Origin of the sequence: Sterolibacterium denitrificans (assembly GCF_900174485.1) — a bacterium.
In the GTDB taxonomy this organism is placed as follows: domain Bacteria; phylum Pseudomonadota; class Gammaproteobacteria; order Burkholderiales; family Rhodocyclaceae; genus Sterolibacterium; species Sterolibacterium denitrificans.
Genome location: NZ_LT837803.1, coordinates 1,724,197 through 1,747,446 on the forward strand (window position 1 = coordinate 1,724,197; position 23,250 = coordinate 1,747,446).

General features: G+C 65.1%; 15 protein-coding genes. 7 read left to right on the top strand and 8 right to left on the bottom strand.

The genetic code is table 11. The features are described from left to right. Positions 1-184: 184 nt before the first annotated feature. Genes SDENCHOL_RS07975 through SDENCHOL_RS07985 form a run of 3 tightly spaced genes read right to left on the bottom strand, consistent with a single transcriptional unit; the run spans position 185 to position 6,024 of the window. Positions 185-1,627, bottom strand: coding sequence for an efflux transporter outer membrane subunit (locus tag SDENCHOL_RS07975; RefSeq protein WP_154716749.1), 1,443 nt, complete (start codon positions 1,625-1,627; stop codon positions 185-187). Between the two features lies 1 nt (position 1,628). Further along, entirely contained in the window at positions 1,629-4,775 is a 3,147-nt protein-coding gene (locus tag SDENCHOL_RS07980) for an efflux RND transporter permease subunit (RefSeq protein WP_154716750.1), read from the bottom strand. Positions 4,776-4,827: 52 nt separating this feature from the next. After that, positions 4,828-6,024: an efflux RND transporter periplasmic adaptor subunit gene (locus SDENCHOL_RS07985; RefSeq protein WP_269458632.1), complete on the bottom strand. Its 1,197-nt coding sequence runs from the start codon at positions 6,022-6,024 to the stop codon at positions 4,828-4,830. A gap of 299 nt (positions 6,025-6,323) precedes the next feature. On the opposite strand from SDENCHOL_RS07985, the gene SDENCHOL_RS07990 reads away from it, so the two are divergent. Together SDENCHOL_RS07990 and corA are read left to right on the top strand one after the other, a co-directional pair. Then, positions 6,324-6,860 (top strand): TetR/AcrR family transcriptional regulator, encoded by a 537-nt coding sequence (locus SDENCHOL_RS07990; RefSeq protein WP_197706878.1) that lies wholly within the window; start codon positions 6,324-6,326, stop codon positions 6,858-6,860. 140 nt (positions 6,861-7,000) lie between these two features. Continuing rightward, complete coding sequence (corA, locus tag SDENCHOL_RS07995) at positions 7,001-8,311, top strand: magnesium/cobalt transporter CorA (protein WP_231912943.1); 1,311 nt, start codon at positions 7,001-7,003, stop codon at positions 8,309-8,311. A 67-nt stretch (positions 8,312-8,378) separates the two neighbouring features. Here corA and recJ read toward each other — a convergent pair whose 3' ends face one another. Beyond that, on the bottom strand, positions 8,379-10,088 hold the full coding sequence (gene recJ / locus SDENCHOL_RS08000; protein ID WP_154716752.1) for a single-stranded-DNA-specific exonuclease RecJ: 1,710 nt from the start codon (positions 10,086-10,088) through the stop codon (positions 8,379-8,381). Between the two features lie 22 nt (positions 10,089-10,110). Beyond that, positions 10,111-11,187, bottom strand: coding sequence for a hypothetical protein (locus tag SDENCHOL_RS08005; RefSeq protein WP_154716753.1), 1,077 nt, complete (start codon positions 11,185-11,187; stop codon positions 10,111-10,113). A 25-nt stretch (positions 11,188-11,212) separates the two neighbouring features. On the opposite strand from SDENCHOL_RS08005, the gene SDENCHOL_RS08010 reads away from it, so the two are divergent. The 4 genes from SDENCHOL_RS08010 (at position 11,213) to SDENCHOL_RS08025 (ending at position 18,104) form a co-directional block, all read left to right on the top strand. Then, the gene (locus tag SDENCHOL_RS08010; RefSeq protein WP_154716754.1) at positions 11,213-12,487 is read left to right on the top strand and encodes a lipoprotein-releasing ABC transporter permease subunit; all 1,275 of its coding nucleotides are present in this window, start codon (positions 11,213-11,215) and stop codon (positions 12,485-12,487) included. After that, positions 12,480-13,190 (top strand): lipoprotein-releasing ABC transporter ATP-binding protein LolD, encoded by a 711-nt coding sequence (gene lolD, locus SDENCHOL_RS08015; RefSeq protein ID WP_154716755.1) that lies wholly within the window; start codon positions 12,480-12,482, stop codon positions 13,188-13,190. The genes SDENCHOL_RS08010 and lolD overlap by 8 nt, the downstream gene beginning before the upstream one ends. A gap of 228 nt (positions 13,191-13,418) precedes the next feature. Next, the gene (locus tag SDENCHOL_RS08020) at positions 13,419-15,446 is read left to right on the top strand and encodes a methyl-accepting chemotaxis protein (protein WP_172955038.1); all 2,028 of its coding nucleotides are present in this window, start codon (positions 13,419-13,421) and stop codon (positions 15,444-15,446) included. Between the two features lie 282 nt (positions 15,447-15,728). Further along, positions 15,729-18,104 carry a DNA internalization-related competence protein ComEC/Rec2 gene (locus SDENCHOL_RS08025; protein WP_154716757.1) on the top strand — a complete coding sequence of 792 codons (2,376 nt, stop codon included), beginning with the start codon at positions 15,729-15,731 and terminating at the stop codon, positions 18,102-18,104. 87 nt (positions 18,105-18,191) lie between these two features. On the opposite strand, the gene nadC is transcribed toward SDENCHOL_RS08025, so the two are convergent. The 3 genes from nadC to SDENCHOL_RS08040 all read right to left on the bottom strand — a co-directional run bounded on the left by nadC (position 18,192) and on the right by SDENCHOL_RS08040 (position 21,355). After that, positions 18,192-19,034 carry a carboxylating nicotinate-nucleotide diphosphorylase gene (nadC, locus tag SDENCHOL_RS08030; RefSeq protein WP_154716758.1) on the bottom strand — a complete coding sequence of 281 codons (843 nt, stop codon included), beginning with the start codon at positions 19,032-19,034 and terminating at the stop codon, positions 18,192-18,194. Between the two features lie 192 nt (positions 19,035-19,226). After that, positions 19,227-20,786: an NAD(P)H-hydrate dehydratase gene (locus tag SDENCHOL_RS08035; protein ID WP_231912944.1), complete on the bottom strand. Its 1,560-nt coding sequence runs from the start codon at positions 20,784-20,786 to the stop codon at positions 19,227-19,229. A gap of 92 nt (positions 20,787-20,878) precedes the next feature. Beyond that, positions 20,879-21,355, bottom strand: a complete 477-nt coding sequence (locus tag SDENCHOL_RS08040; RefSeq protein WP_154716760.1) for a YbhB/YbcL family Raf kinase inhibitor-like protein — start codon at positions 21,353-21,355, stop codon at positions 20,879-20,881. A gap of 418 nt (positions 21,356-21,773) precedes the next feature. Here SDENCHOL_RS08040 and glnA point away from each other — a divergent pair, with 418 nt between their 5' ends. Next, entirely contained in the window at positions 21,774-23,180 is a 1,407-nt protein-coding gene (glnA, locus tag SDENCHOL_RS08045; RefSeq protein ID WP_154716761.1) for a type I glutamate--ammonia ligase, read from the top strand. The last annotated feature ends 70 nt before the right edge of the window (positions 23,181-23,250 follow it).

Below are 23,250 nucleotides of genomic sequence, written 5' to 3' on the forward strand. Positions count from 1 at the left end.
GCCGAAATGGCGCGGCAAGTGGCGGTACGGACGAATGCCGTCATCGTGGTGGTGGAAAACGGCCAGTTGATTCGCGGCCAGTTGATCCGGATTACCGGCCGAGGTTCTTGCGCAACAGAAAAAACCTTCGCGCCAAGGATGATGCCTGGTTGGGAAGGATGTTTGCAGCGCTACCCTATCGTTTCTATTGTTCCGTCCCCGCCGTAGCCGTTTCCGCCAGCCAGCCGCCGCCCAGGGCGCGGAACAGGCTGACTTCGGCAAGCTGACGCTGGCCCTGCACGGCGATGAGTTCCGCCTGGTTGGCGTAGTCGTTGCGCTGGGCGTCGAGGTAGCGTAGGTGGTCGTCCACGCCGGCGCGGTAGCGCGCTTCGGCCAGGTGCAGGCGCTGCTGGCCGGCATCGAGGCGGGCGCGCAGCGCGGTTTCCTCTCTTTGCAGGGTGGCGTTGGCGACGAGGGCGTCATTCACTTCGCGGAAAGCCGTCTGGATGGTCTTTTCGTAGTCGGCGATGGCGATGTCCTTGCGCACCTTGGCCAGATCCAGGTTGGCCTGATTGCGGCCGCCGGCGAAGATCGGCAGGCGCAGTTGCGGCATGAAGTTCCAGGTGCGCTGGCCGTGGTCGAACAGGCCGGACAGGTCACTGCTGGCCGTGCCGAACAGGCCGGTCAGGCTGATGCTGGGGAAGAAGGCGGCGCGTGCCGCGCCGATGCTGGCGTTGCGGGCACGCAACTGGTGCTCGGCGGCGCGGATGTCGGGGCGTTGTTCGAGCAGACGGGAGGGCAGGCCGGGGGCGATGGTGGCGAGCAGCGTGGCGTTGGGTGGCGCGGCTGGCGGCAGTGAAAGCGTATCGCTGCCCAGTAGCAGGCGCAGGGCGTTTTCGATCTGGGCGAGTTCGCGTTGGGCGCGTTCGGCTTCGACCTGGGCTTGTTCCGCCAGGCCGCGCGCTTCCTGAAAATCGAGGGCGCTGGACAGGCCGGCCTGCTGGCGGCGTTTGATCAGTTCCAGGCTGCGTGCCCGCGTCAGACGGGTTTGCTCGGCAAGCTGCTGGCGCTGCCAGGCGGTGTTGCGCAGGATCCAGCCGCGCATGACCTCGCTGATCAGGCTGATGCGGGCGGCCTGGGCATTTTCCTCGGTGGCAAAGAATTCTTCCTCGGCGGCGGTCGACAGGTTGCGCACGCGGCCGAACAGATCCAGCTCGAAAGCCGTCAGACCCAGGCCAACTTGATACGTGGACTGCACGCCGGTCGTGCCGCTGGCATTCAAGTCGGCCGGCAGGCGCTGGCGCTGGCCGCTGGCTTCGAGATCCAGGCTGGGCAAGCGGTCGGCGCGCTGGATGCCGTAGAGGGCGCGGCTGGCATCCACTTGCAGCAGGGCGCTGCGCAGTTCGCGATTGTTGGCCAGCGCCTGGCGGATGAGCTGGCGCAGGCCGTCGTCGCGGACGAAGTCCTGCCAGTCCATGGTTTGCGTGCCGTTTCCTTCTTCAGTGTCTGCGGCGCTTGTTTGAGCCGTGGACCACTGAGCGGGAATCGGTGCGTCGGGCGTCCGATACGCCGGCGCCAGCGAGCAAGCGGCAAGGCCGAGTCCGGACAACAGGATGGCGGTGCGGGTGATGCGGAGGTTGGCGTGCATGTCAGGCTCCCGTGGCCGTTTCTCGATGGCTCTGGGCAGCGTCTTGCCGCGGCTCGCGCCTCAGCAGTTTGAGCACCCAGACGTAGAAGATGGGGATGAAGATCACCCCCAGCAGGGTGGCCGACAGCATGCCGCCGATCACGCCGGTGCCGATGGCGCGCTGGCTGGCCGCGCCCGCGCCGCTGGCGATGACCAGCGGCACGACGCCGAGGATGAAGGCCAGCGAGGTCATGATGATCGGGCGGAAACGCAGGCGGGCGGCCATCACGGCGGCTTCGCGCAGGCTGTGGCCGGATTCATGCAGGCTCTTGGCGAATTCGACGATGAGGATGGCATTCTTGGTGGCCAGGCCGATGATGGTGATCAGCCCCACCTTGAAATACACGTCGTTGGCCAGGCCCAGGCTGCTGGTGGCGAGCACCGAACCGAGCGCGCCGATGGGCACGATGAGCATCACCGACAGCGGCATCGCCCAGCTCTCATACAGCGCTACCAGCAGCAGGAACACTACCAGGATGGCCAGCGTGAACAGCAGCGGTGCCTGGGCACCGGCGAAGCGCTCCTGATAGGACAGACCGGTCCATTCATAGCCGATGCCACGCGGCAGACGGACGAGGATTTTTTCCAGTTCGGCCATGGCTTCGCCCGAGCTGTAGCCGGGCTTGGCATCGCCGGAAATCTTCACCGCCGGATAGCCGTTGTAGCGGTTCAGTTGCACCGGGCCGACTTCCCAGTGCGTGGTGGCAAAGGCCGACAGCGGCACCTGCTCGCCACGCGCATTCGGAATGTACAGTTGGAGGAGGCTTTCCGGCGTCATGCGCTCCTGCACGTCGGCCTGCACCACCACGCGCTGCAGGCGGCCGGCATTGGCGAAGTCATTGATGGTGGCCGAGCCATAGGCGCTGGCAATGGCCGTGCTGATGGCGGAAAAATCCACGCCCATGGCGCGGGCCTGATCGCGGTCGATGTCCAGACGCAACTGCGGCGCGTCTTCCAGCCCTTCCATCATGGCGTAGAGAATGGCCGGGCTGGCGTAGGCTTCACCCAGCAACTGATCGCGCGCGGCGATCAGCGCGGCATGGCCCAGGCCGCCGCGATCCTGCAGGCGCAGGGAAAAGCCGCTGGCCGTGCCCATGCCGTCGATGGGCGGCGGATTGACGGCCATTACCGCCGCTTCGGTGAAACCGGCAAAGCGCGCATTGAACGCCGCCACTTCATCGGCGACCGTCGGGCCGTCGCCGCGCCGGCTCCAGTCGATCAGCGAAGGAAAGCCCAGCGCCGCATTCTCGCCGCTGCCGGCAAAGCTGAAGCCGAGGATCATCACCACCGCATCGGTGGCCGGACGCGAGCGGATGTGCTCTTCGAGCTGCTTCACCACTTTCTCGGTACGCGCATAGGTGGCGCCGGGCGGCAACTGGGCATTCACCAGGTAGTAGCCCTGATCTTCGGCCGGCACGAAGGACTCGGGCAGCCGCACGTACAGCCAGCCCAGGCCGATGACGATGGCCAGATAGATCAGCATGTAGCGGCCGGTGGCGCGCACCAGGCGCTGGGTGAGGGAAGCGTAGCCCGTCGTCAGCCGGGTGAAGCGGCGGTTGAAGCTGCCGAAGAAGCCGCGCTTTTCCGTTTTGTCGTGCGCGGCGATGGGGCGCAGCAGGGTGGCGCACAAGGCCGGCGTCAGGGAGAGCGCAAGAAAGCCGGAGAACAGGATGGAAACCGCCAGCGACAGCGAGAACTGGCGATAGATCACGCCGACCGAGCCATCCATGAAGGCCAGCGGCAGGAACACGGCGGCGAGCACGGCGGTGATGCCGACGATGGCGCCGGAGACCTGCTGCATGGCCTTGATCGTCGCCGGCACGGGCGCCAGACCTTCCTCGGCCATGATGCGCTCGACGTTTTCCACCACCACGATGGCATCGTCGACGAGGATGCCGATGGCCAGCACCATGCCGAACATGGTCATCATGTTCACCGAGAAGCCCAGCATCTGCATCACCGCCAGGGTGCCGAGCAGGCAGATCGGCACGACGATGGTCGGGATCAGGGTATAGCGCAGGCTTTGCAGGAACAGGTAAATCACCAGGAACACCAGCAGGATGGCCTCGGCCAGGGTCTGCAGCACCTTGCCGATGGCCACATCGACGAAGCGCGAGGTGTCGTAGGGGATGGCATATTCGATGTCTTCCGGAAAGCCCGCCGAGAGTTCTTCCAGGCGTTTGCTGACCGCCCGCGCCGTTTCCAGGGCGTTCGCGCCGGGACTGAGGAGCACGGCCGAGGCGATGCCGTTCCTGGCATTCACCCGCGAATCGAAAAGATAGCTCTGGCGGCCGATTTCCATGCGCGCCACATCGCCCAGGGTGACTTGCGAGCCATCCGCATTCGCCCGCAGCACGATGCCGGCAAACTCGCGCGCGTCGTCGAGCGTGCCCTTGACGGCGATGGTCGCGGTGAGTTCCTGCTCGGCGCTGCCCGGGCGGGCGCCGAAGCTGCCCGCCGGCACCTGGATGTTCTGCGCGGCGATGGCGGCATTCACGTCGGCCACCGACAGACCATAGCCGAGCAGCTTCTGCGGATCGATCCACACCCGCATCGCCGATTCGGTGGCGAAGAACTGCAGCTTGCCGACCCCGGGCAGACGGCGGATTTCGTTGTTCACATGGCGCACGGCGTAATCGGCCAGGGCAATCTGATCCTGGTTTTTCGCGCCGTCCTTGTAGCTCAGGGCGATGATCATCAGAAAGCCGGTATTCGCCTGTTCGACCTGCAGGCCCTGCTGCACGACGGCCGCCGGCAGGCGGGCTTCGGCTTTTTTGATGCGGTTCTGCACATCGACCTGGGCCAGATCCGCATTGGTGCCGGGCTGGAAAGTGACGGTGATTTCGCCAAAGCCGGTGGAGTTCGAGGAAGAGTCGTAATAGAGCAGGTTCTTGGCGCCGTTCAATTCTTCCTCGATGACGCTGATCACCGATTCGCTGACCAGGGTGGCCGACGCGCCGGGATAGGTGGCATGGATGTTGATCTGCGGCGGCGCCACCGTCGGGTATTGCGCCACCGGCAGGCTGGGGATGGCCAGCAGGCCGGCCAGGGCGATGAAAATGGCCACGACCCAGGCAAAGTTGGGGCGATGGATGAAGAACTTCGACATGAACGTCTCCTGGCGGCGGGGCGTGGCTCGGTGCGTGCAGGCGGCAATGAGGCTATTGGACAGGCGCAGCCGCATCAATCCCATCGGCCGCGCCATCCGTGCGGGCGATCGCGACGGGCGCGCCGGGCGGCAAGGACGTGGCGGCATTGACGATCACCCGTTCTCCCGGCTGCAGTCCCGCCGCGATGATCCAGTCGCCGCCCTGCATGGCGACGGTCTGCACCGCGCGCGCTTCGACCTTGTTTTCCGCATCCACCAGCATGACCTGGGCCGTGCCGTCGGGCAGATGGCTGACGGCGCGTTGCGGCAGCCGATAGGCCTGCGCGAAGCTCAGGCCGGGGACGTGCACGCGCACGTACATGCCGGGCAGCAGCAGGCCGTCGGGATTGGGAAATTCGCCGCGCAGCAGGATCTGGCCGGTACTGCGCTCGACGCTGACGTCGCTGAACAGCAGACGCCCCTGGCGCGGCTGCGCCACGCCGGCGATGCTGATCGCCAGCGGCAGCGCCGGGCTTGGGCTTGCAGCGCGATCCGTTTGTTTGAGCTGCTGCTGCAACTGCAGGGCGGCCGCCAGCGGCTGCTGGAAATCGGCATACACGGGATCGAGCTGCTGGATGATGGCCAACGGGGTGGCTTCATCCTGGCCGACCAAAGCGCCTTCGCTCACCAGGGCGCGGCCGATGCGGCCGCTGATCGGTGCCTTGACCTGGGCGTAATCCAGATTCAGGCGCGCCGTGGCGACTTCGGCTTGCGCCATGCGGCGGGCGGCTTCGGCGGATTTCAGGCTGGCCTGGGCGGCGTCGAATTCCTGGCGGCTGACGGCTTCGATATCGACCAGTTCGGTGTAGCGCTTCAGACGCGCCTGGGCATCGAAGATGTCGGCTTCGGCACGCGCCAGGCTGCCTTCGGCATGCGCCAGCGCCGCGCGCAAAGGGGCGGGATCGATCTGGAACAGCAGTTGGCCGGCCTTGACCAGGCTGCCTTCCTTGAAATGTCGCTGCAGGACGATGCCGGCCACCCGCGCTCGCACCTCGGCGCTGCGCACGGCTTCGATGCGGCCGGGCAGCTCGCTGCTCACGGTATGCGCTGCCGCCTGCGCGGTGATCACATCGACCGGGGCGGGCGGTGGCGTTCCGGCGGCCTGTTCCCCGCCCGACTGGCCGCAGGCGCCCACGCTCAGCAAGGCGGTCGTCAGCAGCGCGCCCAGGCTCATGCGGGTGCTGCGGCGTGTATTTCGTATCGTGTCCATACGCGATATTCCGGGTCGGTTACATGCACAGGCATGCGATTTCGCATGATGCATCAGAATACCTAATGAGTCAATAAAGTTTCATGAGTAACTTTGTTGCTCTCATGGGTATAGGATTTTTCCTGTAATCTGCTTGTGATTGATTCCAATCAACTGAATTGCAATCAAATGACGCATAATTGGTTCATATTGAACAAGTCGCTGATAGGAGGCTGGACATGGGCTCGTCTGCATTTGCGCCGAACTCGAACTTCACGCGATCCACGGACTCCGCTTCCGTGCCTGCACCCGAGGTTGTCGTGAGCGAGGAGGAAAATCGTCTGCTGGCCGCGCTGGCGTTGGCGATGGTCGAGCATCCCCGCGCCACCTTGCAGGAACTGGCGCGGGCCGTGGGCTTGAGCAAGGCCACGCTCTACCGCTTTTGCCGGACCCGCGAGCAATTGGTCGAACGCCTGCTGAATCACAGCGTGGCGCGCGTCACGGCAGCCATCGAAGCGGCGCGTCTGGGCGAGGATGCGCCGCTCGATGCCTTGCATCGGCTGACCGTGCATACGCTGGAGCAGCGTGAATTCGGCGCTTTCCTGATGATGTATTACTGGCAGGACGGCGCGACCGAGATGGGCGCCGAAACCGGCTGGGAATCGCAGCTCGATGCCTTTTTTCTGCGCGGGCAACAGGCGGGCGCATTCCGCATCGATGTCGCCACGCCTGCGCTCACCGAACTGTGGATGGCCATTTTCTCCGGCCTGGTCGATGCCGAGCGGCGCGGCCGCATCGCCCGCGCCAGCCTGCCGGGATTGATCGAGCAGTCCTTCCTGCAGGGAAGCGCGGCCTGAAGTAAATTTTTCGCTTGCCGGCGATAGTCGTTTGCGGCTCCCTTAGAATACGCGGCGGCAATCGTTTCGATCGTTGCAATCGTTCCAGTCGTCGCTTGCTCCACAATCAACGCCAACCTGCAAGAAAAGCGCTGCTTCACATGGCTGAAATCGAGAACAATCTGGATACCGACGAAATCGAGTCGCATCTTCACGAGATCGAGGCCTTGCTCGAAAGGGAAAAGAGCCTCAACGAAACTCGTCAGGACCGGCCGCGTCACGAGCTGCTCGACAACATCGGCTACGAGGAGGCCCTGGTCGCGCTCGAACGCAAGCTGGCGGCGCTGGGCGCGACCGAGCTGGTTTCCATCCTGGAAGTGCTGGCGGAAGAGGATCGGCGCATCGTCTGGGGAGCGCTGGAGGCCGGCCGGCGGGAGGAGGTTTCCCGCAACCTGTCGGCAACCACCCGTGCCGGCCTGAGCGGCCGGCAGGGCGGCGCGAATCTGCGCAAAATGCTGAATGCCTTCGAACTGCAGGGCGGGCGTCTGCGGCAGATTCCGATGGATAGCCGGGAGGAGCTGGCCCAGGCCAATCCCATCTGGATCGATCTGGTAGCGCCGAGCGAGGAAGTGCGCCAGTTGATCGAGGAAGTCTTCGATCTGAGTTTGCCGATACCCGAAGAGCATACCGATCTGGAGGTTTCGGCGCGGTTTTACGTCGAGGAAGACGGCTCGATCTATCTGCACTCCAACTTCCTGCTCGACAAGATCAACGAGTCGCGCAACGTGCCGGTGGCCTTCATTCTGCATCGCAACATCCTGTTTTCCGTGCGCAACGAAGAGCTGCCGGTGTTCCGTCTGCAGCGTTTGCGGGTGCGGACGCAGATCGGCATCGTCAGCGATTGCCTGGACGTGCTGCTGGGCCTGTATTCGGCCGATGTGGAATATTCCGCCGATGCCCTGGAGGATATCTATGCCGCGCTCGAGGCCGTCAGCGCCCAGGTGTTGAGCCGGCAGATGACGGACAGCGAGGCGGCCAAGGTGCTGGCGGTGATCGCCAGCGAGGAGGATCTGAACGGCTGCATCCGCCGCAATGCGCTGGATACGCGGCGGGCGGTGTCCTTCCTGATGCGCGGCCGTTTTCTTTCGGCCAGCCAGATCAACGACAGCCAGCAGCTTTTGCGCGACATCGAGTCGCTGGATGGCCACACCTCCTTCCTCTTCGAGAAAATCAACTTCCTGATGAATGCCACGGTCGGCTTCATCAACATCAACCAGAACAAGGTGATCCGCATCTTTTCGGTCGCTTCGGTGGCGATGCTGCCGCCGACCCTGATCGCCAGCGTGTATGGCATGAACTTCAAATACATGCCCGAGCTCGATTGGTCGTTGGGCTATCCTTTTGCCATCAGCCTGATGATGCTTTCGGTGGTGCTGCCGTTCTGGTGGTTCCGGCGCAAGGGTTGGCTATAGGCTGACGTGCGCTTCGTGCGCATCTCATGCGCCCGGCGCCTTGCCGGGCCGGTTTCGGGCGGCGTTCTCAGGCGGCCTCGAAGTGCTCCAGCAGCAGTTGCACGCTGGCGACGCCGTTGTACTCATTGACATCCAGCCGATAGGCCGCGCGGATGCGCGAGGGCGCGGCGGCGGCGAAGTTGAACTGAATGGCATCGAAGCGCACGCCGTTTTTCGACAGCGTCAGCTTGAGGTGCCGCTCCTTGAGGATGCGCTGGTTCTCGACCTGGAATTCATCGGCAAACAGGGGTTGCGGAAAACCCTGGCCCCAGATTTGCGCCCGCAGCAGGCGTGCCGATGCCAGCGACATGTTGGCGGTTTCCAGCGCGCCGTCGCTTTCCAGCGTGCGCGTCAGATCAGCCGGCGCGAGCAGTTGCCGGCAAACCGCCTCGAATGCCTGCTCGAACCGCGGCAAATCCGCCTCGCGCACGGTGACGCCGGCCGCGGCCGCATGGCCGCCGAAACGCAGCAGCAGGTCGGGGTGCTGCTTGGCGACCAGATCCAGCGCATCGCGCAGATGCAGGCCGGGGATGGAGCGGCCGGAGCCTTTCAGCTCGCCCTCGTTGCCACGGGCGAGCACGAAGACGGGACGGTGCAGCCGCTCCTTGATGCGTGAAGCCAGGATGCCGATGACGCCCTGGTGCCAGTCCGGATCGAACAGCGTGATGCTGGCGCGTTCTTCGGCCTGGTCATCTTCAGCGGCCGCCAGTTCTTCGAGACGCAGCAGTGCCTCGTCCTGCATGCCGGCTTCGATGCTGCGCCGTTCCTGGTTGAGGGCGTTGAGTTCCTGGGCGATGTTGAGGGCGCGCGCGCCATCGTCGCTGCTCAGGCATTCGATGCCCAGCGCCATGTCGGCCAGCCGTCCGGCGGCGTTGAGGCGCGGGCCCAGGCCGAAGCCCAGATCGAAGGTGCTGGCACTTTCCGGCCGGCGGCCGGCGGCGCGAAACAATGCCGCGACCCCCGGCTGCATCTTGCCGGCCCGCATGCGCGCCAGTCCCTGGGCGACGAGAATGCGATTGTTGTGGTCGAGCGGCACGACATCGGCCACCGTGCCGAGGGCGACCAGATCGAGCAGGCCGGCGAGATTCGGCTCGGGCTGCGAGTCGAAGGCGCCGCGTTTGCGCAGCTCGCTGCGCAGCGCCAGCATGACGTAGAACATCACGCCGCAGCCGGCCAGCGCCTTGCTCGGGAAACCGCAGCCCGGCTGGTTCGGATTGACGATGACATCGGCCTCGGGCAGGGTCTGGCCGGGCAGGTGGTGGTCGGTGATCAGGGTGCGCATGCCCAGGCGCCGGGCTTCGGCCACGCCGGCAATGCTGGCGATGCCGTTGTCGACGGTGATCAGGAGATCGGGCTGCCGCCCGGCGGCAAGCTGCACGATTTCCGGCGTGAGACCGTAGCCGTATTCGAAACGGTTGGGCACCAGGTAATCGACCCGGGCGCCGAAACTGCGCAGCGCGCGCAAGCCGATGGCGCAGGCGGTGGCGCCATCGCAATCGTAGTCGGCGACGATCAGCATGCGCTGCCCGGCGGCGATGGCATCGGCCAGCAGCGTGGCGGCGGCTTCGGCGCCCCGCAGCCGGCTGGGCGGCAGCAGGGCGGCGAGCTGGGTGTCCAGTTCTTCATGCCGGGTGATGCCGCGCGCGGCATACAGCCGTGCCAGCAGCGCCGGTACGCCTTGCTGTTCGAGCAGCAGGCTGGCTTTGAGCGGGACGCGGCGGGTGGTGATGCGGGTCATGAGGCGTTTTCCGGTTGATGTTTCAGCAGGGCTGGACCAGCCGGTGCGGGGGCAGCGGCCGGCGCCAGAATTGCCAGCGGCTGTGGTGGGTCAGCCGGATGTCGAGCCGCGCCTCGTCGCCGAGGGCGCTGATCCGCAGCTGCTGCAGGCGGCCGTCGGCCACGGCTTGCTGCAGCGGTTGCAGCCAGTCGCGTTCCAGCGTCTGCAGGGTGTCGCGCCATTGCAGCATGTCGTATCGGCGTGCCGCGGCGTGCAGATGATCGAGCAGCAGGAGATGCTTGCCGCCATTGCCGGTTGCGAGCAACGCCGCCGGCGAGGTGGGCAGGTTTGCCTGATGCGGAATTCCACCCCAGCGCGCCAAGCCCGCCAGCAGCGGGTGATCGCCATGGGCGGCAGTGCAGTCGAGCGCGGTGGGGTTGCTTGCCGGCAGCCGGCCCGCGCCCCACAGCCAGAGCGAGTTGAGCGGCGGCAGGTTGCGGGCGCTGCGTTGCGCGTTGCAGGGCAGGGCGTGCAGGAGCATTTGCACATGGTTGAGAAGCCGGCGCCAGGGGCCGGCCTCCGCGCCCTGCGGCTGCAGGGACTCGTAGCCGCTGGCGAGTGAGGGTGGCGTGGTGTCGATGGCAGGCAGCCGCGCCAGTTGCAGGTAGGCATGGCCGGCCGCGGCGGGATGGAATGCCCGTATGCCCAGCGTGTCGGCGTATTCGCATTCAGCCAGCAAGGGTTGCAGCGCCGCGGCAATGGCTTGCAACTCTTCGCTGCTGGCTGGCGCGGTGTTTTCACCCAGGGTCATGCGGCGTTTTTCGATGGACAGGTGCACCGGATCGGCGCAGATCCAGTAATGATCGGTATGCTGATCGGCGGCGTTCGCATCTGCATCTGCCGACTGCTCGCCCAGCCGGCGCAGGGCGGCATAGGGCGGCTGTTCGTCGTCGATGCCGAAGGCCTGGCAGAGCGCGGCTTCCGGTGCGCAGGGCGGCTGCCAGGCCAGATGGCCGCGGCCCAGCAGCCAGGCGAGGGCCGGCAGGTCCAGATCGAAAACCGCGTCGTGGAATATCTTGTCCGGCCAGAGCAGACCGGGCAAAACGAGGTGCAGCTGCATCCGGCCATGTTAACATACGCCGATCATGAAATACGAGTTCTGGATCGGTCTGCGCTATACGCGGGCGAAGAAGCGCAGGGGCGAGACGGGTATTCGCAGCGATGGCTTCATCTCCTTCATTTCCCTGATTTCCACGCTGGGCATTGGCCTGGGCGTGGCGGCCCTGATCGTCGTGCTGTCGGTGATGAACGGCTTCCAGAAGGAGCTGCGTACGCGCATCCTGGGCGTGGCTTCGCACATCCAGGTGACGGGTTCGCCGCGTAGTGGCGGCGAAATCGAGGATTGGCAGCGCGTATTGCGGGAGGCCGCGCGCCACCCCCTGGTTCGCGAGGCCGCGCCCTTCGTCCAGGAGCAGGGCATGCTTTCCTTCGACCAGGAAGTGCGCGGCGTCATGGTGCGCGGCGTGCTGCCGGATGCCGAGGAGCGGGTGGCCGATTTTGAAAAACACATGAAGGCCGGACGTCTGGCGGCCTTGCAGCCCGGCCGCTTCGGCATCGTGCTCGGCGCGGAGCTGGCCTATGCCCTGCATGCCCAGGTCGGCGACAAGATCACGCTGATCGCGCCGCAGGGCATGGTGACGGCGGCGGCGGTACTGCCGCGTCTCAAGCAGTTCACCGTGGTCGGCATTTTTGAAGTCGGCATGTTCGAGTTCGATTCCGGTCTGGCGCTGATCCACATGCAGGATGCCCAGTTGCTGTATCGCCTGGGCGAGCGCGTCAGCGGCGTGCGGCTGAAGGTCGATGATCTGTTCACCGCGCCGCGCGTGGCGCGCGAACTGCTGGGGCTGGTCGATGCCGACGTGTTCGTGACCGATTGGACGCGCAGCCATGCCAATTTCTTCCGTGCCGTGGCAATCGAGAAGAACATGATGTTCCTGATCCTGCTGCTGATCGTTGCCGTCGCCGCCTTCAACATCGTGTCGGCGCTGGTCATGGCGGTGAATGACAAGCAGGCCGACATCGCCATCCTGCGCACGCTGGGTGCCGCGCCCGGCAGCATCATGCAGATTTTCATCGTCCAGGGGGCGTTGATCGGCGTGCTGGGCCTGCTGCTGGGGGTGGCCGGCGGCGTGGCGCTGGCCTTGAACATCGACGTCGTGGTGCCGGCCATCGAGCGCGTGCTCGGCACTCAGTTCCTCGCCAAGGATGTCTATTACATTTCCGAGCTGCCTTCCGATCTGCAATGGCGCGATGTGGGCATCATTTCCGGCGTCTCCTTCCTGCTGACCCTGCTGGCAACCCTGTATCCGAGCTGGCGTGCCGCCCGCATCAATCCGGCGGAGGCGCTGCGCTATGAGTGAGCAGATATTGCCGACGGCAGACGCGCAGGTGCCGGTGATTGCCTGCCGGGACCTGAAAAAATCCTTCCGCCAGGCTGGCAACGAAGTGCCGGTATTGAGCAGCGTCGATCTCAGCGTCGAATGCGGGGAATGCCTGGCCATCGTCGGCGCCAGCGGTTCGGGCAAGAGCACGCTGCTGCATCTGCTGGGCGGGCTGGACCAGCCGACGGCGGGCAGCGTGCGGGTGCTCGGCCGCGATCTGGCAACGCTGTCGGAAATGGAGCGCGGGCGTCTGCGCAATGCAAGCCTGGGTTTCGTGTATCAGTTCCATCATCTGCTGGCCGAATTCTCGGCGCTGGAAAATGTCGCCATGCCGCTGCTGATCCGGCGCATGGCGCGAGTCGAGGCGGAGGAGCGGGCGGCCGCCATGCTGAAGGACGTGGGTCTTGCGCATCGCCTGAGCCATCGTCCCGGCGAGCTTTCCGGCGGCGAGCGCCAGCGCGCGGCCATCGCCCGGGCATTGGTGACGCGGCCGGCCTGCGTGCTGGCCGACGAGCCCACCGGCAACCTCGACCGGCATACCGCCGAAGCCGTGTTCGAACTGATGCTCGATCTGAATGCCAGCCATGCCACCAGCTTCATCGTGGTGACCCACGATACGCAGCTTGCAGCGCGCAGCGGGCGAATCCTGCGGCTGGATGATGGGGTGCTGCGCGCGGTCTGAAGTGTGATCGGGTTGGCAGGCGTTACAAGAACCGGCCGCTGGCAATGCGAATGTAAGTTAGAGTGTCGGCTTTTTCTCAATTCTGGATCTGGTGAGATTCGCTGTCCGGTATCCGGCATGGGCAGAATCTCGTGGTGCCATCACCAGGTCCGCTCCAGGGAGCTTTCGATGGCAAGGTCGCCTTCTCCTGTCGCTGTGCTGATGAATCGTTTCATCGAGATGTTTTTCATGTCGCGGCTCTTTTATCCTGCAGCCGTGCTGATGAACCGCTTCAGGTATCCAGCCAAATTCACGCTGATCAACGCGTTTGTCGCGCTGGCGATCGGGCTGCTGCTCGGTTTCCTGGTCACCAACCTGCGCGGCACGATCGATCTTTCGCGCAAGGAACTGGCGGCCATCGAACTGCTGCAGCCGTTGGCGCACCAATTGCAATTGACCCAGCAGCATCGCGGCCTGTCGGCCGGGGTGCTGAACGGCAATGCGGCGATGCAGGACAAGCTCACGGCCAAACAGGCCGAGGTCGAGGCCGCCGTGGCGGCCGTGAGCCAGACCGAAGCGCGTTTGCGCCCGGTACTGGGCCTCGGCGACGAGTGGATGTCCATTCGGCAGGAGTGGGAGCGCTTGCGCACGGATGGCATGCGCCTGAGCTCGTCCGAGAATTTTGCGGCACACGGCGCGCTGATCGGGCATGCCCTGCGCTACCAGGCGACGGTGGCCGATGCGGGCGTGTTGACGGGCGACCCCGATATCGACACCTTCTACCTGATCGACAGCCTGGTGAGGCGTCTGCCGGAAATGCTCGAACGGCTCGGGCAGACGCGCGCCAAGGGCACGGGTACGCTGGCAAGAAAGGAAATGAGTGAGCAGGATCGCATCGAGTTCGCGGTGCATGTCAGCATGCTGCGGCGCGCGCTCGACAATCTCGACAGCAACTGCGCCAAGATCGGCAAGGCGGCGCCGCATCTGGCGGACAGGCTGGCGGCTTTCAAAAATGAACTCAGCCAGGCGACGAGCGAGATCATCGCCTTGGTCAATGACGACATCCTGACGGAGAGGTTCTCAACCACGCCGGAAGCCTATTCCGACAAGGCGACCGCGGCCATCGATCTCGGCTATGTGCAGTTGTTCGATACCCTGATGCCTGCGCTCGAAGCGCAGATTCAGGTGCGCATCGACCGTCTGCAGGTGCAACTGGCCTGGTTCGTCGCCATCGCCGCAAGCGTAATGCTGTGCCTGTTCTGGCTGCTGAGCGGTTTGTACTACGCCATCGTGTCGGCGGTCCGCTCCCTGTCGGCTGCCACCGGTGCAATGGCGGCTGGTGACATGACCGTCCGGGTCCGGCTCGACAGCCGCGATGAGCTGGTCGAAGTGGCCGACAGCGTGAACCAGATGGGCGCCAGTCTCAATGCGCTGCTGCTCAAGGTACAGGAGGCGGCAACGCAGGTGACGCAGGCCAGTACGGCGCTGGCCGGCTCGTCGCGGGCCGTTGCCCGGGGCTCGCGTGAACAGAGCGATGCGGCAATGAGCATGGCCGCGGCAATCGAGGAAATGACGGCGGGCATCAACACGATTGCCAAGCATGCCGGCACGGCCGAGAACTCCTCGATAGAGTCCGGCGAAATCTCGGTGGAAAGCGCGCGCATCGTCGAGGACACGGTGGGTGAAATGCAGCAGATCGCGACCACGGTGCGCCAGTCGGCCCAGATCATCGAGGAGTTGGGCCATGATACCGAGCACATTTCGATCATCGTCGGGGCGATCCGCGAGATTGCCGATCAAACCAATTTGCTGGCGCTCAATGCGGCCATCGAGGCGGCGCGTGCCGGTGAGCAGGGCCGCGGTTTTGCCGTGGTTGCCGATGAAGTACGCAAGCTGGCCGAGCGCACTTCACAGCAGACCGGGGAAATCGTCAGCATGATCACGGCCATTCAGGCGGGTACGGAGAATGCCGTGGCCAGCATGAAGGCCGGCGTCGAGCGTGTGGACGATGGCGTGGCGATGTCGCAGCAGGCCGGCGCCTCGATCACCCGGGTGCGCGAGGGCTCGGGGCAGGTGGTCATGCTGGTCAACGAGATTTCCGTTGCCTTGCGCGAGCAATCGATTGCCAGCACCGAAATGGCAAAAAACGTGGAACACATTGCCCAGATGAGCGAGTCCAACAGCGCGGCCGTTGACTCGGTCGCGCAAACCGCAAGCGCGCTGGAAAAGATGGCGGCGGAACTGCAGGACGACGTCGGCCGTTTCCGGCTGGGCTAGGGTAGTGCTGCATTCTTGACGAGACATAAATATCCGGATTCGTCATTCCCGCGCAGGCGGAAGTCCAGCGGCATGGATTGCCCGACGAAGAGCGCATCGTCGTCATTCCCGCGTAGGCGGGAATCCAATACGTACCTGGGTCCCCGCTTTCGCGGGGACGACAGATCACCAGGCTGTGCGGCCAGGCGGCGCAACAAAGCAGTAAGGTAGGGCAAGGATTGGTGGGGTTTTGCCTCGCGCCGTGATTCGGCGCCGTAACGACAAATCTGATCTAATGTCGTTATGCGTTTGTCAATTCTGTGCTTTGCTGCCGGCATCGTCCTGCTGCAGTTTCAGCCGCTGCTGCCCTTGCCGGTCGAACTGGGATGCCTTGCTGCGTCTGGCGTGCTGCTGTTGGCTTGCGCCGCGGCCTTGCCTCGGCGGCTGCGCTTGCTCGCGCCGCTGGGCGCTTTTCTGCTGGGGTTTTGCTGGGCCGGCGGCATGGCGCAGTGGCGCTTGTCCGATGCCCTGGCGGCGGTGGACGAGGGGCGTGACATACAACTGGTCGGCATCGTGCATGCCTTGCCGCAGCCATTCGAGCGTGGCGTGCGCTTCAGGTTGCTCGTCGAGTCGGTCGAAAGTGACGCAACCTTGGTGCCAAGGCAGCTTTCCCTGTCCTGGTACCAAGGCTGGCAACGCGGGACGGCAGCGTCGGGTGTGCCGCAATTGCATGCCGGGGAGCGCTGGCGCCTGACCGTGCGTCTGAAGCGGCCGCACGGCAACGTCAATCCGCAGGGTTTCGATTACGAGGCCTGGCTGCTGCAAGAGGGCGTGCGTGCCACGGGCTATGTGCGGCAGGTCTCGGACAACCAGCGTCTGGCAGATTTTGTGGCAACGCCGCGCACGCTTGTCGAACGCGTGCGTGAACGGATACGCGAGCGTTTCGAGCAGCGCCTGCACGACCGGCCGTATGGCGGCATCCTGACGGCGCTGGTGATCGGTGACCAGCGCGCCATCGAGAACGCGCAGTGGGACTGGTTTCGCCGCACCGGGATCACCCACCTGGTCAGCATTTCCGGGCTGCACGTGACCATGCTTGCCAGTCTGGCGTATGCCCTGGTGAGCTGGCTGTGGCGGCGGCAGCCGCGTCTGCTGTTGCGCCTGCCGGCACAGCGCGCCGCCGTGCTCGGCGGCTTTGCGGTGGCGTTGATTTACTGCCTGATCGCCGGTTTCCAGGTGCCGGCGCAGCGCACCCTGTACATGCTGTCGGTGATCGCCCTGGCGCTGTGGACGCAACGCACGACGGCCCCGAGCCGGGTGCTGTCGCTGGCGTTGCTGCTGGTGCTGCTGCTCGATCCCTGGGCCGTGCTGATGCCGGGCTTCTGGCTGTCCTTCGGCGCGGTCGGCGTGCTGTTCTACATCGGCAGCAACCGGCTGGCGAGCGGGCACTGGCTGGTGGCGTGGGGGCGCGCGCAGTGGGCCGTGACGCTGGCTTCGCTGCCGATGCTGCTGATGCTGTTCCAGCAATTCTCGGTGGTTTCCCCGCTGGCCAATGCAGTGGCGATTCCGCTGGTCAGCTTCGTCATTACGCCGCTGGCGCTGCTCGCCGCCGTGCCGTGGCTGGATTTTCTGCTGGAGCCGGCCTACCTGATCACGGAATGGCTGATGCGCTTGATCGGCTGGCTGGCGCATCTGCCCTGGGCTTCCTGGCAGCAGCATGCGCCGCGTCCCTGGAGCTGGCTGCTGGCCGTGGCCGGTTGTCTGTGGCTGCTGTTGCCGCGCGGCTTTCCGGCGCGCTGGCTGGGTTTGCTCACCCTGTTGCCCTTGCTGCTGTTGACGCCGCCACGGCCGCCGCCGGGTGCCGCGCGTCTGGTGGTGCTGGATGTGGGGCAGGGGCTGGCCATCCATATCCAGACGGCCACGCATGATCTGCTCTATGACAGCGGGCCGGCCTACACGCCGGAAACCACGGCCGGCAACCGCGTCATCGCGCCGCATCTGCAGGCCGGCGGCGTGGGTTTGCTGCATGGCCTGATCGTCAGCCACCAGGATACCGACCATTCCGGTGGGGCGGCCGACATCCTGCGGACTGTGCCGGTGGCATGGCTGATGAGTTCGCTGGCGCCGGCCCACCCGCTGGCGGCGATGGCGGAAAAATCGTTACCTTGTCACGATGGGCTGGCGTGGGAATGGGATGGCGTGCGCTTTGCCATTCTGCATCCGCTGCCCGCGCAGCTTGCCAGGCCGCCGCGCAAGACGAACGAGTCGAGTTGCGTGCTGATGGTCGGCAATGCCATGGGACGGATACTGCTGACGGGCGACATCGAAGCCGCCAGCGAGCGTGAGCTGCTGCGCCGCGTCGGCGAGGGCTTGCAGGCGGATGTGCTGCTGGCGCCGCATCACGGCAGCCGGACATCATCGACTGCCGCATTCATCGATGCGGTTGGGGCTTCGACCGTGATCTTTCCGGTCGGCTACCGCAACCGCTTCAACCACCCGCATCCGGACATCGTCGAGCGTTACCGCGTGATGGATACGCGCCTGCGGCGGACGGATCTGGAAGGCGCGCTGAGCATCGACCTGCCGGCGGCGCCAGGCGTAAGCTCGTTGCGTGACGCAGTAGCATTGGCTGTGACGGGCGAGCGCGCAAGACAGCCGCGCTACTGGCATGGGCGCTGAGGCCCGGCGGCTGACGGTGGCGATTGTGATGGCGACTGTGGCTGCGTAACGCGCGGAGGACCGTGGCTCAGAGCCGCATTTGCCGGATCAGCGCTCGATGTGACGCAGTGACAGATCGATCGCCGCGACGTCCTTGGTCAGGGTGCCGATGGAGACGCGATGCACGCCGGTTTCGGCGATGGCGCGGACGCGGTCGATATTGACGCCGCCGGAGCATTCCAGCTCGGCGCGGCCGGCGTTGATGACCACGGCTTCGCGCATCTGCTCCAGCGTCATGTTGTCGAGCAGCAGCATCTTCGCGCCGCAGTCGAGCGCTTCGACGAGTTGCGCGATGGTTTCGACCTCGATCTGGATGAAGACATGGCCATTGGCGATCTTCCGCGCCTGGGTCAGGGCCTGGGCGATGCCGCCGGCGGCGATGATATGGTTTTCCTTGATCAGTATCCCGTCGTACAGGCCGAAGCGGTGATTCCAGCCGCCGCCGGTCCTGACGGCGTATTTCTGCGCCAGCCGCAGGCCGGGCAGGGTCTTGCGCGTATCCACGATCTTGCAGTCGGTACCGCTGACGATGTCGACGAAGCGCCGGGTCTTGGTGGCCGTGCCGGAAAGCAACTGGAGGAAGTTCAATGCCGTGCGCTCGGCCGTCAGCAGGGTGCGGGCTTCGGCGGCGATTTCGCAGATCGTCTGCCCGGCCGCGATGCGCTCGCCATCGCGGGCATGCCAGGTAATGCGCGAAGCCGGGTCGAGACGCTGGAAGCAGGCATCGAACCAGGCCGTGCCGCAGAGGATGGCATCTTCGCGGGTGATGACCAGACCATGGCTCGGCTGTCCGGCCGGGATCAGCAAGGCCGTCAGGTCGCCGCTGCCGATGTCCTCGGCAAGCGCGGCGAGGACGTTGCGTTCGATTTCGGCAGCGAGTCGGATTTCCATGGCGGCGTGAGTGATTTTTTAAACGGAAGGCGGAAATTCTAGCATCGAGGCCGCGGCGCCATGCGCGTTGGGCTGTGGCGATCAGGGCGATCGCGATTTGCTATCGTATTTGAGCTTGCTCCAAAAAATGTTTTTTTGGAGAGAGAAAGAAGGTGATGGAGAAGGGCGCAGGAGCGGGTTTGAAAGCCGCGCCTACCGGATTGGCAGCGGCCTGGGCGCGGCCTTTGAGGTTGCCGTTCCCATTCCTATTTCCGCTGCGGCAATCACCCAGCGATTCAGCAGGCTGCGGGACAGGGGGATCAGCTCGCTGGCGGTCAGACCGATGGGGCCGCTGCCGGCCGCCACGCAGGCATCGGCGGCGTTGCCGTGCAGATGGACGGCGGCGAGCAGCGCTTCGGCTGCCGGCCAGCCCTGGGCGATCAGGGCGATGAGCATGCCGCTGAGCACGTCGCCGCTGCCGGCCGAGGCCAGTCCGGGATTGCCGGCGGTGTTGATGTACCAGCGTCCGTCGGGCAGGGCGATGATGCTGCCGCAGCCTTTCAACACGATGGCGGCATTGCTGCGCCGGGCCAATGCTTGGGCGGCGGCCAGGCGGTCGGCCTGGATGCTGGCGATATCGGTTTGCAGCAGGCGGGCGGCTTCGGCAGGATGGGGCGTCAGCACCACGGGCGCGGCATGGCCCCGGCTTGCGAGTCTGTCCAGCAGATCAGGATGGGCGGCGCACAGATTCAGGGCATCGGCGTCGAGCAGCAGCGGCAGCTTGCCATCGACGGCGCGCGTCAGCAGCGCCAGCGCCTCGGCGGACTGGCCCAGGCCGGGGCCGATGGCCAGGCAGTCGGCCAGCCCGAAAATTTCTTCCGGCGCGCGCAGCATCAGCTCCGGCTGTTGCGGATCGACCGCGAGGCGTTCCAGCATGCCCAGATAGACGCGTCCGCCGCCCAGCGCCAGCGCGGCCCGGCCGGCCAGCAGCGCGGCACCCGCCATGCCGGCCGCGCCGCCCAGGATGCCGACGCTGCCATAGCTGCCTTTGTGGGAATTGCGCGGGCGCGGCCGCAATGCGCCGGCAAACAGTTCGCGGCTGACGGTGCGGCCGCACCCCGGCGCTGCGCAGGCGGCTATTTCGCTGCCGAGCTCCAGGTCATGCACGCTGATTTCGCCGCAGTGATCCGGGCCGTCGAGCGTCAGCAGCCCGGGTTTCAGGGCGATGAAGCTGAGGGTGTGGGTGGCGCGCACGGCCACGCCCAGCACGCGCCCGGTGGCGGCGTCGAGGCCACTGGGAATGTCGAGCGCGAGTATCGGGCAGTCGAATGCGTTGATGCGCCTCACGAGCGTGGCATGGGCATCCGTCAGTGGGCGCGTCAGGCCGATGCCGAACAATCCGTCGATGACCAGGGCGCAGGCAGCCTCATCCGTCGGCAGCGCATCCGCATCCAGTGTGGTGCCGCCAGCGGCGATCCACTGGTCGTGGGCCTTGCGCGCATCGCCGGGGAGTTGATCCGCGTGGCCGACGAAAATGACCCTGGGTGGAAAACCCGCCTGGCGCAGCAGGCGGGCGACGACGAAGGCATCGCCGCCGTTGTTGCCGGGGCCGGCGATGATCAGCGGCGCGAGCAGCCGGGGCCGATCGGCGAGGAGGCGCAGGGCGAGTTGGCTGGCCGCCTGCCCGGCGCGTTCCATCAGGGGAGGATCGGCCTGCCGCTGCCGTTGTTCGATGTCGCGCAGCGCCGCGGCGCAGAGTATGGGTTGCGACATGGCTTGCGGTTTTGGCAGCGGCATCGGACGGACTTTGATTTTGGAACTGGGGATCAGCGAATTTGCGCGGACGGCTTGCCTTGCGGCAGCGCCTACTTCTGCTGGTTTTTGATGTAGGTGCCCATGAGCACGGCCTGCGCCAGGATGTGGCCTTCCATGGCCGCTTCGAGCGCGGGCTTGGTGGGTTGGCCCAGATCGGGCAGCACGGTGTCGAGCGCATACAGCTTGTGGAAATAGCGGTGCGTGCCGATCGGCGGGCAGGGGCCGCCATAGCCGGTGCGCTGCCAGTCATTGATGCCTTCGCCGGTACCGGGCGGCAGACTGGCCGGGGCGATGCCTTCGGGCAGTTCGCTGACAGTGGCTGGAATGTTGTAGAGCAGCCAATGCACCCAGGTCATTTTCGGCGCCGCCGGATCGGGCGCGTCGGGATCATCCACGATCAGCACCAGCGAGCGGGTGCCGGCCGGCACGTCCGACCAGGCGAGTTGCGGGGAAACATCGTGTCCTTCGCAGGTGTGCGGGCGGGGAATGGTTTCGCCGTGAGCGAAGGCGTTCGAGATCAGTTTCATGGCGTGGAGTCCTCCTGAAAGATGCGCGGCTCGGATTCAAGGGCATGCAACGCAAGGGCAGGTTGAACGACGCGGATCGGCGGAATCGGCAGCCCGTTGCGGATGAATGCCGATTGTCGCACGCCAGCGGGTTCGTGAGCCATATCGTGCCGGTATTGCGTTCCTGTATCTGCGCTTCCGGTCGGCCATTCCTTGGGAGCATGGCGGTGCGGCAGTGCGCTGCCCTGGTGCAATCCGGCGCGAGTTCGCGGCCTCATGCACCGTTATGAGTCGGCGGTTCGTCGTTGCTCGCCATGTCGTCTGTTGTGAGTGCTTTATTTATCAGTAACTGATTGTTTTTAATGTATTCGTGTGTTGTGGCCTGTAATTTGCTTGAGTGTGTCCGTAGCTTTTCCCTTCAATTCCAGGAGTGACCGAAATGTCCCTGAAAACTCAGAATCTCATCAAGGAAAACCATGCGCGCTGGGTGGATCTGCGCTTTACCGATACGCTGGGCAAGGAACAGCATGTCACTTTCCCCGCCCACACCATGGGCGAGGACGCATTCGAAAATGGCAAGATGTTCGACGGCTCTTCCATCCACGGCTGGAAAGGCATCGAAGCCTCCGATATGGTGCTGATGCCGGACGACTCGACGGCGGTGGTGGATCCGTTTGCCGATGATCCGACGGTGATCGTGCGCTGCGACATCCTCGAACCGGCCACCATGCAAGGCTATGGCCGCGATCCGCGTTCGATTGCCCGACGTGCCGAGCTGTACCTGAAATCCACCGGCATTGCGGATACGGCCTACTTTGGCCCGGAACCGGAATTTTTCGTATTCGATTCGGTGCAGTGGAAAACCGAAATGCAGGGCGTGAGCTTTGCCATCCATTCGGAAGAAGGTGCCTGGACCACCAACGAGATTCAGGATGGGCGCAATTCCGGCCATCGTCCGCGGGTGAAGGGCGGCTACTTTCCGGTGCCGCCGGTCGATTCCCTGCACAACCTGCGCGCCGCCATGTGCGCGGCCATGGAGTCCATGGGCCTGAGCATCGAGGTGCATCATCACGAAGTGGCGACGGCCGGCCAGTGCGAAATCGGCGTGCCCTTCAATACCCTGGTGAACAAGGCCGATGAAGTGCAGATCCTGAAATATTGCGTGCATAACGTGGCGCACGCCCACGGCAAGACGGCGACCTTCATGGCCAAGCCGCTGGTGGGCGACAACGGCTCGGGCATGCACGTGCACCAGTCGCTGGCCAAGGATGGCCAGAACCTGTTTGCCGGCAACGGCTATGCCGGCCTGTCCGAACTGGCCCTGTATTACATCGGCGGCATCATCAAGCATGCGCGGGCGCTGAATGCCATCACCAATCCGGGAACGAACTCCTACAAGCGTCTGGTGCCGGGCTTCGAAGCGCCGGTGATGCTGGCTTATTCGGCCAGCAACCGTTCGGCTTCGATCCGCATCCCATGGGTCAGCAGCGCCAAGGCGCGCCGCATCGAGACTCGCTTCCCCGATCCGACGGCGAATCCCTATCTGACCTTTGCCGCGCTGCTGATGGCCGGTCTGGATGGCATACGCAACAAGACCCATCCCGGCGAGGCCATGGACAAGAATCTCTACGACCTGCCGCCTGAAGTGTCGGCCAACGTGCCGCGCGTGGCGCACAGTCTGGAGCAGGCGCTCGATGCCTTGCAGGCCGACAAGCAGTTTCTGCTGGAAGGCGGTGTGTTCAGCGAGGACATGCTGCAAGCCTATGTGGAAACCAAGCAGGCCGAAGTCACCCGCCTGCGCCAGGCAGTACACCCGGTCGAGTTCGACATGTACTATAGCCTTTGAAGGTCGCTTGTCCGGATGCGCCGCGTGCGGCGCGCTGCCTTGCCGCCCGTTGATGTCTTGCGGCGGGAAT

Excerpts from the sequence above, each read along its gene's own strand:
- SDENCHOL_RS07985 (WP_269458632.1), bottom strand. The coding sequence starts at position 6,024 with ATGGACACGATACGAAATACACGCCGCAGCACCCGCATGAGCCTGGGC.
- SDENCHOL_RS08025 (WP_154716757.1), top strand. The coding sequence starts at position 15,729 with ATGCGTTTGTCAATTCTGTGCTTTGCTGCCGGCATCGTCCTGCTGCAG.
- SDENCHOL_RS07975 (WP_154716749.1), bottom strand. The coding sequence starts at position 1,627 with ATGCACGCCAACCTCCGCATCACCCGCACCGCCATCCTGTTGTCCGGA.
- corA (WP_231912943.1), top strand. The coding sequence starts at position 7,001 with ATGGCTGAAATCGAGAACAATCTGGATACCGACGAAATCGAGTCGCAT.
- SDENCHOL_RS08005 (WP_154716753.1), bottom strand. The coding sequence starts at position 11,187 with ATGCAGCTGCACCTCGTTTTGCCCGGTCTGCTCTGGCCGGACAAGATA.
- SDENCHOL_RS08020 (WP_172955038.1), top strand. The coding sequence starts at position 13,419 with ATGTCGCGGCTCTTTTATCCTGCAGCCGTGCTGATGAACCGCTTCAGG.
- SDENCHOL_RS08035 (WP_231912944.1), bottom strand. The coding sequence starts at position 20,786 with ATGTCGCAACCCATACTCTGCGCCGCGGCGCTGCGCGACATCGAACAA.
- lolD (WP_154716755.1), top strand. The coding sequence starts at position 12,480 with ATGAGTGAGCAGATATTGCCGACGGCAGACGCGCAGGTGCCGGTGATT.
- SDENCHOL_RS08010 (WP_154716754.1), top strand. The coding sequence starts at position 11,213 with ATGAAATACGAGTTCTGGATCGGTCTGCGCTATACGCGGGCGAAGAAG.
- recJ (WP_154716752.1), bottom strand. The coding sequence starts at position 10,088 with ATGACCCGCATCACCACCCGCCGCGTCCCGCTCAAAGCCAGCCTGCTG.
- nadC (WP_154716758.1), bottom strand. The coding sequence starts at position 19,034 with ATGGAAATCCGACTCGCTGCCGAAATCGAACGCAACGTCCTCGCCGCG.
- SDENCHOL_RS08040 (WP_154716760.1), bottom strand. The coding sequence starts at position 21,355 with ATGAAACTGATCTCGAACGCCTTCGCTCACGGCGAAACCATTCCCCGC.
- glnA (WP_154716761.1), top strand. The coding sequence starts at position 21,774 with ATGTCCCTGAAAACTCAGAATCTCATCAAGGAAAACCATGCGCGCTGG.
- SDENCHOL_RS07980 (WP_154716750.1), bottom strand. The coding sequence starts at position 4,775 with ATGTCGAAGTTCTTCATCCATCGCCCCAACTTTGCCTGGGTCGTGGCC.